Annotated in this window: 13 protein-coding genes; 9 read left to right on the top strand and 4 right to left on the bottom strand. The window is 65.1% G+C overall.

Annotation, left to right across the window (positions count from 1 at the left end; genetic code table 11):
- Positions 1 to 40: 40 nt before the first annotated feature.
- The 3 genes from GX414_13590 to GX414_13580 form a co-directional block, all read right to left on the bottom strand.
- On the bottom strand, positions 41 to 631 hold the full coding sequence (locus GX414_13590) for a gliding-motility protein MglA (protein ID NLI48133.1): 591 nt from the start codon (positions 629 to 631) through the stop codon (positions 41 to 43).
- A gap of 24 nt (positions 632 to 655) precedes the next feature.
- Positions 656 to 1156 (bottom strand): roadblock/LC7 domain-containing protein, encoded by a 501-nt coding sequence (locus GX414_13585; protein NLI48132.1) that lies wholly within the window; start codon positions 1154 to 1156, stop codon positions 656 to 658.
- Positions 1157 to 1268: 112 nt separating this feature from the next.
- Positions 1269 to 2318 (bottom strand): FHA domain-containing protein, encoded by a 1050-nt coding sequence (locus GX414_13580; protein ID NLI48131.1) that lies wholly within the window; start codon positions 2316 to 2318, stop codon positions 1269 to 1271.
- 361 nt (positions 2319 to 2679) lie between these two features.
- On the opposite strand from GX414_13580, the gene GX414_13575 reads away from it, so the two are divergent.
- The 9 genes from GX414_13575 (at position 2680) to GX414_13535 (ending at position 12022) form a co-directional block, all read left to right on the top strand.
- Positions 2680 to 4083 carry a VWA domain-containing protein gene (locus GX414_13575; GenBank protein ID NLI48130.1) on the top strand — a complete coding sequence of 468 codons (1404 nt, stop codon included), beginning with the start codon at positions 2680 to 2682 and terminating at the stop codon, positions 4081 to 4083.
- A gap of 8 nt (positions 4084 to 4091) precedes the next feature.
- Entirely contained in the window at positions 4092 to 5897 is a 1806-nt protein-coding gene (locus GX414_13570; protein ID NLI48129.1) for a protein BatD, read from the top strand.
- Positions 5894 to 6694, top strand: a complete 801-nt coding sequence (locus GX414_13565; GenBank protein ID NLI48128.1) for an undecaprenyl-diphosphate phosphatase — start codon at positions 5894 to 5896, stop codon at positions 6692 to 6694. The genes GX414_13570 and GX414_13565 overlap by 4 nt, the downstream gene beginning before the upstream one ends.
- A 6-nt stretch (positions 6695 to 6700) precedes the next feature.
- Positions 6701 to 7453: a hypothetical protein gene (locus tag GX414_13560; GenBank protein ID NLI48127.1), complete on the top strand. Its 753-nt coding sequence runs from the start codon at positions 6701 to 6703 to the stop codon at positions 7451 to 7453.
- Positions 7454 to 7486: 33 nt separating this feature from the next.
- A complete protein-coding gene (gene tsaB / locus GX414_13555; protein ID NLI48126.1) occupies positions 7487 to 8191 on the top strand; it encodes a tRNA (adenosine(37)-N6)-threonylcarbamoyltransferase complex dimerization subunit type 1 TsaB in 705 nt (234 codons plus the stop codon).
- A gap of 7 nt (positions 8192 to 8198) precedes the next feature.
- On the top strand, positions 8199 to 8684 hold the full coding sequence (locus tag GX414_13550) for a GNAT family N-acetyltransferase (GenBank protein NLI48125.1): 486 nt from the start codon (positions 8199 to 8201) through the stop codon (positions 8682 to 8684).
- Between the two features lie 70 nt (positions 8685 to 8754).
- Positions 8755 to 9579: an amino acid ABC transporter substrate-binding protein gene (locus tag GX414_13545; protein NLI48124.1), complete on the top strand. Its 825-nt coding sequence runs from the start codon at positions 8755 to 8757 to the stop codon at positions 9577 to 9579.
- A 69-nt stretch (positions 9580 to 9648) separates the two neighbouring features.
- A complete protein-coding gene (locus tag GX414_13540) occupies positions 9649 to 10812 on the top strand; it encodes a trypsin-like serine protease (GenBank protein NLI48123.1) in 1164 nt (387 codons plus the stop codon).
- Positions 10813 to 10945: 133 nt separating this feature from the next.
- Positions 10946 to 12022: a M48 family metalloprotease gene (locus tag GX414_13535; protein NLI48122.1), complete on the top strand. Its 1077-nt coding sequence runs from the start codon at positions 10946 to 10948 to the stop codon at positions 12020 to 12022.
- Positions 12023 to 12110: 88 nt separating this feature from the next.
- Here GX414_13535 and GX414_13530 read toward each other — a convergent pair whose 3' ends face one another.
- Positions 12111 to 13406, bottom strand: a complete 1296-nt coding sequence (locus tag GX414_13530; protein NLI48121.1) for a M23 family metallopeptidase — start codon at positions 13404 to 13406, stop codon at positions 12111 to 12113.
- Between the last annotated feature and the right edge of the window lie 92 nt (positions 13407 to 13498).

Raw genomic sequence — 13498 nt, 5'->3', positions numbered from 1 at the left:
GGCGATTTTTTTATTGACAGGAACGGGCGGGTCGGCCGGCCTACTTGCTGCCCCGCTTGAGTTCCATGATCACCTGCTTGGCCACCGCCTTGAGCGTTTCCATCACGCCGATACCCTTGATGGCCACCGCCTCGAAGATGGGTTCATCCCGGACCTTGAGCTCCTTCACCATGTCGTCGATGTTCGTGATGTTGGGCAGGTCGCGTTTGTTGAGCTGCAGGACGTATGGGATGGCGTTGATGTCGAACCCGTTCTCCACGAGGTTGATCTTCAGGTTCGAGATGCTCTCGATATTGGCGTCCATCCGCTCGTCCTGCGAGTCGGCGACGAAGACGATGCCGTCGACGCCCTTCAGGATGAGCTTGCGCGACGCATCGTAGAACACCTGGCCCGGCACGGTGTACAGGTGAAAGCGGGTCTTGAAGCCGCGGATGGTGCCCAGGTCCAGCGGCAGGAAATCGAAGAAGAGGGTGCGGTCGGTTTCGGTTGCCAGCGAGATGAGCTTGCCCTTGGAGTCGGAATTGGTGGTGTCGTAGATGTACTGGATATTGGTGGTCTTCCCGCCCAAGCCGGGGCCGTAATAGACAATTTTACAATTGATTTCCCGCGAAGCGTAGTTGATGAAAGTCAAAGTCGGTCCCTTTTACCCGCAAAATCAACTGGAAAACAGGTTGTCGATGTCCTCGTCCGTGATCTCGGCGAACGGTGAGGCGGTGCCGGTCTCCTGAGCCTGACGCTCCATCTCCACCTTCTTGACGATCGTGTCAAAGACCCGCTCCAGCTCGATCGAGGCGCGCTTGACCCGCAGCCGGACCAGGCCCAGCGAGGACCGCTCGTCGAAGATGATCACCAGGATTACGCGCTTGCCCACCAGGGAGATGTGGATGTTGTCGCGCTCGCCTTCGTGGAACAGGATGGAGAATTCCTTCTCGCCGATGAGCTTGGCCAGGCCGTCGGTGGCCGCGACGTTGCCGGCGGTGAGGGACGCGAGCGAGGTCGTGTCGAGGTTCTCGATCTCACCGCAGGCCGCGATCTGCTGGCCGTTCTTGTCCACGAGGAACACCACCCGGGCATTGGCCTCCTGGTTGAGGCGGCCCAGGATGGTCTTGATCTGCTGGTATTCCTCTTCGTACAGGACGATGTTCGAATGTCCCATCCGCGACTCCTCATCCCGTCTGACTCATTCGACAGGATCATCTTACACGATGCAATTCAGCCATTTCAACAAATAAATGGCCTTCGCCCGATCGGTCCGCTACCCAATCGGCTCACTCCTCGCCGGCGGCGGCCTTCTTCTTTTTGATCCGCTCCATGGGATCGTCGAAAATGAAACGCATTGAGCCGATCTGCAGGCAATCGCCGTCCCGAAGGATGGTCTCCCGGATCCGGACGTCGTTCACATACGTTCCGTTGGCGCTGTCATGATCCTTCAAGACGTACTGGTACTTGTGGTAGCCGATGCTGCAGTGACGCCGGCTGATGAACTCCTCGTCGGGGAACGCCAGCGTGTTGTCGAGGCCGCGCCCGATGGTGCTGTCACCGATGTTCAAGTTGTACGTCTTTTCCCCGGTCTGCCCCTGTTCCGGCTGCAGCCGGAGCATGGCGGGCGTGAATAGCGTGGTTTCCTTGAGGATCTGGGGCACGGGGTGGTGGGCCAGGCGTTGGGTGTCCGCCTGGTCGGGCCGCTCCACCAGGACCGATCCGAGCGCGGTCTGCGCCGCGGGCTCCGGAACCGCCGCTTCAGGCTCCAGTTCCGCCGGCAACCGCGTGCTCTCGATCAGGTTGCCGCACGACTCGCAGTGGGTCAGTCCCACCCGGCTGTTCTTGAGGCAGAACGGGCACTGGATGAATCCAGCCGGTTCGCCCGGCACCTCTTCGGCCTGAATCTCGAACTCGGCGGGCGGCACCTCCAGGATCTGCGGGGGGACATCTCCCACCGGCACGGCTGGCGGCGCGGCCTCGGGCCGCGGGGAAGCTTCTGTTCCAACGGGTTTCGGCGCCGGCGCCACCGTCGCCTGAGCTTCGGCCGCTGCCGCAGGCCGCGGGACCTCCGCCGGGACTGCTGCCGGCGGCGCCGGGAGGACGGGTTCGACGGCCGGCGGCGCCGCAGGCTGCGGCGTCGGTGCGGGTTTGTCGGCGATCACCACCGGCGGCGGGACGGGTGCCTCGGTGCGCCGCGGCGGCTCAGGTTCGGACGGAACTTGCGCCGGCTCGGGTCGGGTGGCGGCAGCCGGCTGGGTGGGCGGAGTGGCCACTCCCTGAGGCGCTTGCCCGATCCCGAGCGTGATGATGGTTTTCTTGCGTTTGCTGAACAGCATGGGCTGCCTCCCACCCAACGAATGTTGCCGCCGTGTCATTCAGAAGTGTCATTTTTATAGACCACCTTAACGCCTCTGTCAAGCCTGTGCCGCAAGCGGTGTCGGATGGATCGGTGGCCGGCCGACTCTCGACCGGGGCGGGAAGTCCGTTGGTCGGAGTCCGGGGGGTATGTTATATTGGGAAGGATCTGAAGGATCACCCATGGTGTTTCGGAACACATACCTGCTGAGTTTGGCGTGGCTGGCGCTGGCCGTCGGGCTGGCCTGGCTGTACTGGCAGTGGCGGCGGTCCGACGCGGAGCGCCGCCGCTTCCTGCCGCAGACACCGGGCCGGCGGCGCACGGGGATCGGGTGGGCCTGGTTGATCCCGGCCGCGGCCGTCGCCATCCTGATCGCTCTGGCTGGACCCAGCTGGGGCGACGAGGTTCAGGTCGTTTACACGAGCGGGCTGGATATCTACTTCGTCCTCGACTGTTCCTACAGCATGACCGCGCGCGACGTGCCGCCGTCCCGTCTCAAGGCGGCTTCCTTCCTCGCGCTGAGCCTCCTCAAGGAGCTGCCCGGAGCGCGCGCAGGTCTGATCGCATTCGCCGGCGGCGCATTCCCCGTCTGCCCCATGACTGCGGACATGGACATCATCGGCCGGCTGCTGACCCAGATCAGCCCCGAGGTGCTCAACCGCCAGGGGACCAACTTCGACGCCCCGATGGACACGCTGTCGCGGATGATCGCCAAGCGGGAATCGGGCCGCCAGCTGGCGGTCGTCTTCCTTTCGGACGGGGAGTCCTTCAAATCGCCGGCGCCCCGTGTCATCGACGCCCTGCGCCGGGAAGCCGTCAACCTGATCGTGGTCGGTATCGGCACCACCGACGGCGCGTTCATTGAGGACCCCCGCACCCGCTTCCAGAGCTGGATCAAGGACCGCGACGGCCGGTACGTCCGCTCCCGCCTTCAGGAAGCGCACCTCACGGCTCTGGCCCAGTCCCTCGCCGGCGATTACCACCGGCTGGAAACCGTCGGGGTCACCGCGCGGGAAATTCTGGACAAGAACCTGAAAAACCAGGTGTCCGGCACCTTCGGTAAAGCCCGGCGGGCCCGTGACCGCTCCCCTTGGGCCGCCGGACTCGCCCTGCTCATCCTCGGGGCCTTGCTCGTGCTGCGAGACCGCGAGTTCCGAGTGCCGACGGCGGCAGTGGCGATCCTGGTCATCCTCCTGCCCGCCGCCCTGGGCGGTTGTCGCGACGCAAGCCGTTGGGCCGGGCAGATCGAGACGGGTAACGCCTTTTACCGCAGCGGCGATTATGACCGGGCGGCGGCCGCCTACCGCGCCTGCCTGGAGGCAGCACCCGCCGGCAGCGAACCGTACACGCTGGCCGCCGCCAACCTGTCCGCGGCGCTGGCCATGGGCGGCCGGCTCAACGCGGCCGTCAACGTTCTGGAGGCGGCCGTCCGTCGGAATGGATCGGGCTCCCGCGCCGGTGACTTGCAGTACAACCTGGGCTGCTGCCGCCATCTGCAGGGACGCTCCGAGCCGGCTGCGGCCGCCTACCGGCTCGCCCTGGAGCACACGCCCGCCGATTTCGGGGCCCGCTGGAACCTGGAGCTGTTGCTCCGCCACCGGGAGCCGCCGACGCCGCCCACGTCACAGCCTCGCCCGCCGGACGAGCCGCTCGACCGGCTACTGGATTCCCTGCGGGACCAAGAACAGACCCGCATGCCCCAGTCGCGCCATCTCCCGCTGGACACCAGCGGCCCATACTGGTGAACGGATCCATGCGCACCCGGTTGTCGATCCCCCTGCTGTTGCTCGTCCTGACCGTCATCACCGGTTGGCTGCGGGCCGACGTTGCCGCCGAGGCCAAACCCGACGTGCGCCTGACCATCAGCAAGATTACGCTGACACCGTCGGACACGCTGAACGTCACCCTGCAGATCAAGGGCGTCAACCTGGCGGCCCTGTCCTCACCCCAGTGGCCGAAGATCCCGGGTTGCATCCTGGTGGATCAGACCAGCTCCGTCGTCCCCTTCGGGATCGGCGGCAAAACGGTCACCCTGTTCCGCTTCGTGGCGTCCTACGTGCCGATGGAGAGCGGCGTCACCACGGTGCCCGTCATCGAGGTCCGGCTACCCACTTTTCAATTCCGGTCCAAACCCATCGACATCAAGATCCTGAACGCCGACGGCACGGAAAATTCGCGGCGTCTGGCGGCGGCGGCCGCCACCCCCACGATGCCGTCAGCCCAGCGGCGGGTGGACATCCAGCCCGGCGCTGAGATCAAGCTCAGCGTCGAAGCCAGCACGACATCGCCCTATCTGGGCGAACAGATCCTGGTCACCTACAAGCTGCTCACCAGCCGAGGACTCGGACGCAAGGCGGTCCAGGTGAAAAAACCCGATTTCAAGCATTTCTGGGCCGAGCAGCTGCCCATGCAGGCGGACAACCCGCTTGAGACGGTCGTCCGGCAGGGAGTCACCTATCACCAGCTTATCCTGGAACGGGTCGTGCTTTTCCCGCTGGAGACGGGCCAGTTCACCGTGGAGCCCGCCAGCTGGAAAATCCTCGGCGAATCGTCCGCGCCCGGCGCCGCGGCGGCTGAGGACCGGACCCTGAGCACCGAGCCGCTCCAGTTCAACGTCCGGCCGCTACCCGCACCGCCCGGGGCCGCCCGCGCCCGTACCGAGGTGGGCGTCTACCAATTGGCGCTCAATTATGCCTCCGCCAAAATCAAACTCGGTCAGGCTTTCCCCCTGTACCTGACCATCAAGGGCTCCGGCAACATCCGCGGTCTGATGCCGCCGGAGATGCCGCTGGACAACCCGGATTTCAACATCGTTTCGGTGCGCGCGGTTCATGCAAGCTTCCAGCCGTTCGTGGACCAGTCCCACAATCCGCCACGGACGCGGTTCGGCGGCGAAAAGATCTGGGAAATCCTCCTGTACCCGAAGCGGCTCGGGCAGATCCAATTCCCCGCGGTGGCGTTCGTGACATTCGACACCGACCGCCAGGAGTATGTGCAGCGGGCGACGGAGCCGGTGCGCTTCAACGTGCTGGAGTTGGACAACCCGGCCGCTTCGCTGGCCGATACCCAGGCGCCGGCCCGGAGGGCGGCGGCGCCCGCTCCCGTGCTTGTCGGCATCCTCATCGTTCTGGCCGCCACTCTGGCGGTGATGGTCGGTGCCGGCGTCTGGCTCAGCCGCCGTTCGCCCACGGTCAAGGCGCTCAAGCGGCGGCCGCCGTCGGTGGACGCCGTGCTCAAGGAGGCCGAGGAGGTGGCCGCCCATCGGGGGGCGGATTCACTGTGGGACCTGCTGTCGGACGCGCTCATCCGGTCCATCCAGGAAACCGCCGGCGTAGCGCCCGCCGCCCTGGTTCAGGATGAGTTGCGGGATGTCCTCCGGCGCCGCGGCGTCGACGCCGAGGGCGTTGACAGCGTTTTTCAGGTCCTGAACAACTGCGACGAGGCCCGGTTCGCCGGTGTGAAGTACGACGTGCCCGAACGTACCCGGATGCTGAACCAGGTGAAACGCCTCCACACGCAACTCAAACAGGCCAAGAGCACGCCGGAGAACGCCTCATGATCTCACTTGCCGCCGCCATGATTTTGGGCTTCGTCGAAGGACTGACCGAGTTCCTGCCCGTGTCCTCCACGGGCCACCTCATCCTGGCCGGTTACCTCCTCGATTTCAAGGGACCCAAGGCCGCCACGTTCGAGATCGTCATCCAGATGGGAGCGATTCTCTCGGTGGTTGTGATCTACTGGCGGCGTTTCACGGGGCTGCTCCGCACTGATCCCGCCCGCCGGTTTTCCGGTTGGCGGGGACTGCTGCTGCTCGCCGCCACGTCGGCGCCGGCCGCCCTGCTAGGTCTGCTGGTCCATCGGCTGATCAAGACGCACCTGTTCACGCCCCTGACCGTGGCCGGGGCCCTGGCTGTGGGCGCCGTGGCCATTCTGGCCATCGAGGCCCGACCGCCCGCCCCGCACATCGCCAGCCTCGACGAGCTGGATTTCAAAGCGGCGCTCGGCATCGGCCTGTTCCAGTGCCTGTCCCTCTGGCCCGGCTTTTCCCGGTCCGCCGCCACCATCATGGGTGCCATGATCCTGGGCGCCGGCCGCCGCCTGGCGGCTGAGTACTCGTTCATCGCCGCCGTGCCGCTCCTGTTGGCGGCCGGCTGCTTCGAGCTGGCCGGCAGTTGGGCCGAGCTGTCCGCTGGCGACCTGTTGTTTCTCCTTGTCGGCTTCGTGATCGCGTTCGCCTCGGCGTGGCTGGCGGTCAAAGGTTTCATTCACCTGCTCAGCCGCGCGACGCTCCGGCCGTTCGCCTGGTACCGCCTGGCGCTCGTGCCGCTGATTCTGATCTTCTGGCCGAAGGATTGACGCCTCATGAAGAGAACCTGCCGCGTCATCACGGGGTTGTTGCTGGGGATCTGGATGGGAACAACCGGGTTCCCGCAGGAGCCGGCCGAAGAGGTCCCCCTGGCCGTTCAGGACATCTACGAGTGTATGCCGCCCACACTGGACAAACCGGACGATTTTTATCAGGTCAACCCCACCCTCCGCGAGCAGTACTACGAGTATATGTCCCGCTCACTGGCCCCTCTGATCGGCGCCAACTCGCACGAACCGGAGATGGCGGAGAGCGACCGGCTGATCTTTCGCGGGCGGTTCCGGATCTACATCAACGATCTGCTCAGCACGAACGCCAAGCTGGTCACCACCGCCCGGGAAGTGCTCTATCTTCGTTTATCGCCGCCCGAGCGGTACAAGGAATACCCCGTGAGCGGCATATTCGACGATATCGACAAGATCAGCGGCGGCTTGGCCAACCGCCTCAGCTTCCTCCTGCCGATGCAACTCGACGACCAGTTTGACCAGAAAAAGATCCGGCGCCGCTACAGCGAGATGGCACGCAAGGGACAACATCATGCCATGATCACGCTCATGCTGCACCGGCTCAGCGCATTCGAGCGACGATTCTGCAACCTCCTGTTTCCGCAGACCCACACCGTCTCCATCGACGAGCTGGCTGAGCACGGCACGCCGTTGACTGATATTCAGGAAATCCGCGAGATCGCCCGCGCGCTGCGCCGAGCGTTCCCGAACAAAGGCTTTCCGGCGGGTTTCCACACCCATTGACCGGGCGCCCGCAGGCGCCCCCCAGGCGGACCGATGCACATCGCGCCATCGTTGCGGATTCTGGCCCTCGACACCACAACGCCCGTCCAGGCGCTGGCCACGGCTGAAGGCTCGATGCTCCACCGGCGGCTGGAACTTCGCGATAACTCCCCGCATGCCGAGACGCTGCTGGTCAGCGTCGACCGTGTGCTGGCTCTCAGCGGTTGGCGCCTGGTGGAGCTGGGGGCTGTCGCCGTGGTCACGGGTCCGGGCTCGTTCACCGGCATCCGGATCGGCATTGCCACCGCACTGGGGCTGGCGGACACGCTGGGCATCCCGGTTGTCGGACGCAATGCCATGGAGTTGCTGGCCCGGCACCCGTCGCTGCCCGACGGCCCGGTGGGTGTCTTTCTGGACGCCCGCCGCGGCCGCATCTACGGCGCGGTGTTTCACCGGGACGGCGGGCGGCTGACCTTGCATGCGCCGTATGGCGAGCGCGACCTCGACGGGACGCGGGCGGTATTGGCGGCGCATCCGGGCGCGGCGCTGATCGGTTCCGCCCTTCCGTTGCTGCAGGAAACAAACGCGCCGGACACTCCAGCCGCATTCGTCCCGGCCGGCCAACACCCGCTGGGGCCGGTCGACATCCTCGCCGTGGAGATCGGCCGGGCCGGACCGGCGGCGCTCGCCGGAGCGAAGGCGCCGGAGGCGTTTTATATCCGGCCGCCGGACATCCGCCGGCCGATCCCCACCGGTTGATCCGATCATGCTGGCCCACCGGTTTCACCGCGCCCTGGACGTATTTGCCGCTGCCGGCATCCACCGGATCGCGGTTCGAACCGGGCTGACGCCCCCCACGCTCAGTCAGATCCACGCCCTGTGGCGCCGTCCGGCCACCCGCGTCCGCCTGCTGCTGGTCCCCCCGCTGGCGCGGCATCCGGTGGGATTCATCCTGTATCAGGTGATCCCGCCCGAGGCCGAGATCCTCGACATGGGCGTTTTGCCGGAATTCACGCGGCGCGGCTTCGGCGGCTGCCTCCTACGCGGCGCCTTGGCCGGCCTCCCTTCCGCCGGCGTCTCGGTCTGCCATCTGGAAGTCCGCGTCTCCAACCGTGCGGCGATCGCGCTGTACACCCACCACGGGTTCACCCCGAATCGGGTCCGGCGCGGGTATTACGCCGCGCCGCCCGAGGACGCCCTGTGCATGTCCTGTCGGTTGCCCGGGACACCGGCGGAGGCATTTTTGACTTGATTTTGCCCCGGCGGCGAGAGTATGTTACATCTTACCTTCTGATTCGAGTCGGGATGTCGAGGAGGACAACTTGAAAAAGCTCGCAATCATAGCCCCTGTTTTGATTTTGGCCCTGTTGGTCCTCATGGCCGCCTGCGGTCCCGGGGCGCCCAAAAACACCCTGGAAAAGATCAAGAAAGAAGGCAAGCTGATCATCGCGACGCACCCGGTCAATCCGCCCTTCGAATTCGGTTCAGGCACCGGCGTGGCCGGCTTCGACTACGAACTGGCTGAAGCGGTGGCCAGAGAAATGGGCGTCAAAACCCAGTGGATCAAGAAGCAGTTCGAACAGTGCTTCGAGTACCTGCAGACCAATGAGGTGGACATGGTGGTCAACGCCGTGACCATCACCCCGGAGCGGACCAAGACATTCCTGTTTTCCATCCCGTACTACACCACCGGCCAGATCATCGCCGTCCGGAAGGAAAATGAGGACATCAAGTCGGCGACTGACCTGAAGGGCAAGAAGGTCGGCGTGCAGAAGGAAACCACCGCCGAGCAGTTCCTGATGAAGATGGGTCCCGGCGAGCTCCAGATCGTCCAGTTCGACTCTCCCGACGACGCCCTGTTCGAGCTGAATCGGAAGCTGCTGGATGCGGTCGTCGGCGACGCCCCCACCGTCCAGTTCGACATCCGGATGCTCACCAATCTGAAGCTCGTGGGCGGGCTGCTGACCCAGGAGGAATACGGGGTGGTGTTCCGGCCGAACGACGTCGAGCTCAAGACGGAAGTGGACCGGATCATCCAGAAGCTCAAGGACAGCGGTGAGCTCGACGAGCTGATCAAGAAATGGAAGCTCGACCTGCCGGTCGAGGCGCAGGCTCCGGCGGAGCCAGCCGCGCCGGCCCCCAAATAGCTTCGCCGCCTAACGGACTTTGAACGGGCCAGTGTATGCTGGCCCTTTTTTTTGTGGAGAGAAGCCGTCATGACCAAACGCTCCGTGCTGGCCATCCTGGTGCTCGGCTGCCTCATCGGCGGCGCACTCACCGGTTTGCTGTTTTACCATCTGGGCGGACCCGCAACCCCGGCGGCTCCCGGACCCACCCAGCCGCCCCGCCTGGCTGAAGCCACGGCTGCCGCACCGCCAACTCCGGACGAAGCCACGGGCATCCGCATCTATGAGCAGCTCAGCCCGTCGGTGGTCAACATCACCACCATCGAGGTGTCATATGACTTCTTCTTCGAACCGTACCGCGAGTCGGGCACCGGCTCGGGTTCGATCCTGGATACCGACGGTCACATCCTGACCAACCACCACGTGATCGAGAAAGCCGACCAGATCCTCGTCAGCCTGACGGACAAGTTGAAGTATCCCGCCGAGGTGGTGGGCTTTGATGAAATTGACGATCTGGCGGTGATCCGGATCAAGGCCCCGGCCAGCCAGCTCAAACCGCTGCCCATGGGGACGTCGGCCGATCTGAAGGTGGGCCAGCACGTGTTCGCCATCGGCAATCCGTTCGGGCTCACCCGCACCATGAGCCACGGGATCATTTCCTCCCTGGGCCGGAGCATCAAGTCCCGGGCCGGATACATCATCGACAACGTCATCCAGACCGATGCCGCCATCAACCCGGGCAATTCCGGCGGCCCGCTGATCGACGCCGCCGGCCGGCTGATCGGCGTGAACACCTCCATTTTCACCACCAGCGGCGGGAGCATCGGTATCGGTTTCGCCGTGCCGGCTGACACCGTCCGGCGGGTGGTCGCCGACCTGATCCAGTACGGCAAGGTCCGCCGGCCCTGGGTGGGCGTCTACGGGCAGGACATCGATCCCCAGCTCGCCGGCTACCTGAAGCTGCCCGAGGAGATCGGCGTGCTGGTCGCCTATGTGGAACCCGGAAGCAGCGCCAGCCAGGCGGGCATCCAGGGCGGCACGCAGCGTGTGCGACTGGGCTTCTCCCGGCTGATCATCGGCGGTGATTTCATCGTTGCCGTGGACGACCGCGCGGTCACCGGTCAGGCCGATTTCACCAGCTACATGCTCAACAAGAACCTGGGCGAAACCGTCACCGTCACCCTGTACCGCGACGGCCGGAAAATCCGGCTGCCGGTGAAACTGATCGGCAAGGAACGGGGCTACCAGATGTGAAGCGGCCGCTCCGGTTGCCGCAAACATGTCGCCGCCGCCTGCGTACACTCTGGCAGGCCACCGGAGCGCCTCTCGTGAACCTTTCTGCGAAACGGCTCATCTCTACCGGTGACGACCACCTCAGGAGGTGGATATGCGCATGTTGACACTCGCCTTGATCCTGGCTCTGACGGCCGGCGCCGCGCCGGCGGCGCCCGGCGCGGACGAAACCCAGCTGCCGCCGTGGGAGATGGCCAAGGATTGCTCCTACCCCGACGTGGAGAACATCGGCGCCCGGGACATCAACGGCCGCGTCTACCTGCTGTTTCCCAATTTCATCTCCTACGAACGGGAGATCCAGATCGGCGCCCAGTACGCGGCCCAGATCGATCAGAGTGCCCGGCTCTTGAACATGTCCGAAGTGAACGATTACGTGAATGGGTTGGTCCAGGAGTTGGTCCGCCATAGCGACGCCAAGGTGCCGTTCCACGTGAAGGTGCTCGATTCGGACGAGGTGAACGCCTTCGCTCTGCCCGGCGGCTACCTGTTCATCAACAAAGGCCTGCTCCAGGCGGCCGACACCGAGGACGAACTGGTGGGGGTGATCACCCACGAAATCGCGCACGTAGCCGCCCGGCACGCCACCGAACGCCTGACAAAAATGGAGCTGCTCCAGTGGGCGTCGATCCCCTCGATCTTCGTGGGCGGCGTGGGCGGGATCGCGCTGCGCAACGCCCTCGGCCTGTCGCTGAATCTGCAGATCCTCGGCATCACCCGCGGGTCCGAAAAGGAAGCCGACATCCTGGGCACCCAGTACGCTTGGCACGCCGGCTACGACCCCAACGGCTACCTGTCGTTCTTCGAGAAGATGATGGCCATGGAGAAGAAGCAGCCGGGCCGCTTTGCGAGCTGGTTCCGCACCCATCCGCCCACGCCGGATCGCATCGATTACGTTCAGAAGGAGATTGCCGACTGCCTGCCGCCCAAGCCCAAGTACATCGTCACCTCATCCACCTTCGACGAGATCAAGGCTCGGCTGAAGGCGTACGACAACGCCCTGTTGGCCCAGTCCGGCCAAACCGGCGGTGCCGGCGATGATGGCAAGAAAGAAGGCGGGAAACCCACCCTGAAGCGCAGCACCGACACCGACGTCCCCTCCGGCACCGAAGACCCCGATGCGGCGCCGTCCAAACCCACCCTCAAAAAGGACGACGATAAGGACAAGTCCTGAGGGGACTTATGAGATAAGAGTCAAGTTCAGAATTTTCCGAAACCTGCTGACTCACACCCCCGATCGCCTCACTGTTATCTGTTCACTATCACCTTGCCGCCTGGCGGGCCCAGAACGGGTCCTCATCCGTCGGCCACAGCCGCGCCAGATAGTACTGCTGGAGTTCGCCCTCCACCCCGAGGACGCGGCCGTACGCGACCACCAAGCGCTGGAACTCCGGCAGCCGGTCGGCCGGCAGCGGTTCGGCCCGTTGAAACTGAGTTCTGACGGGATTGACGTAGGCGTTGTTCTGCTTGATCCGGTAGTCGAGGTGCGGTCCCGTGGATTCGCCCGACGAGCCCACATAGCCGATGACCTGCCCCTGACGAACGCGCGCGCCCGGCCGGATCCCCGCAGCGTAACGCGACAGATGAAGGTACTGGGTGGTGAACCGGTGGGCATGCCGGACCTCGACCATCCGCCCGGCCTGGCCGCGGTAGCCCGCGAACGCGACGGTGCCGTCGCCCGCCGCGTGGACCGGTGTGCCCACGGGCGCCGCGATGTCGATCCCGAAGTGCGGTCGGTAGATTTTGAGCGTGGGGTGGCGGCGGCGGTGCGAGAACCGCGAGGTGAGCCGGCCCATCTTGAGCGGTGATTTGAGCAGCTCCTTGCGCACCGACTCGCCCGCCGGCGTGTAGTATTCAGTCCTGCCGTCGGCATGGACATACCGGAAGGCGCGGTAGGCCTGCCCCTGGTTGACGAACTCCGCGGCCAGGATCGGCCCGTAGCCGGTCGGCTGCCCGTTCAGGAGCCGTTTCTGGAACAGGATCCGGAACGAGTCGCCTTCGCGCAAATCGGCGTAAAAATCCACGTCCCAGGCAAAGAGTTCGGCCAGTGCCACCGCCAGTTGCGGCTGCTCACCCAGGTCCGCAACGGCGCCGAACAAATGGTCGGTGATCACCCCGGCGGCGCAGCAGTCGGTGAACATGTACGGGTGGGGCTTCCGAACCGCCATCCAGCCCGACTCGGTGCGATCCACCTGCAGGAAACCGTCGGCGTCGATGCCGTAACGGAAACTATCCAGCCGTCCGTCGCCGGTCAGTTGAAAATCGAGGAAATGGCCGGCGCGGATCATGGTCAGGTCATACACCGGACGGACGGCGCCGAGCAGGAGCTCCACTTCGGTCGGCGTGACGCCATAACGGCCCAGGTAGTCTCCGATCACCGTGCGTGGCGCGATCGCTTCCCGCACCGTCCGCGGACGTGATTCCGCCGCCGGCGGCGCCGCCGGCGCAACAACCCGGGCCCGATCACCACCGGCGCCGGTCCGCTGAACCAGCATGCCCAGCGCCCCGGTCAGCACCAGGGTGAGCGCCAGCAGCAGCGCGATCCGTTTCAACGTCATGGATCATCCTTTGCATTCGGTTTGCGCCGCCAGCGGCCCAACCACGCCATTGCCCGGAGTCCCGCGCCTTCCCGGATCCCGATGGCATCGTG

The organism is Acidobacteriota bacterium, assembly GCA_012517875.1.
GTDB lineage: Bacteria > Acidobacteriota > JAAYUB01 > JAAYUB01 > JAAYUB01 > JAAYUB01.
This window is presented reverse-complemented; position numbering and strand designations above follow the sequence as displayed.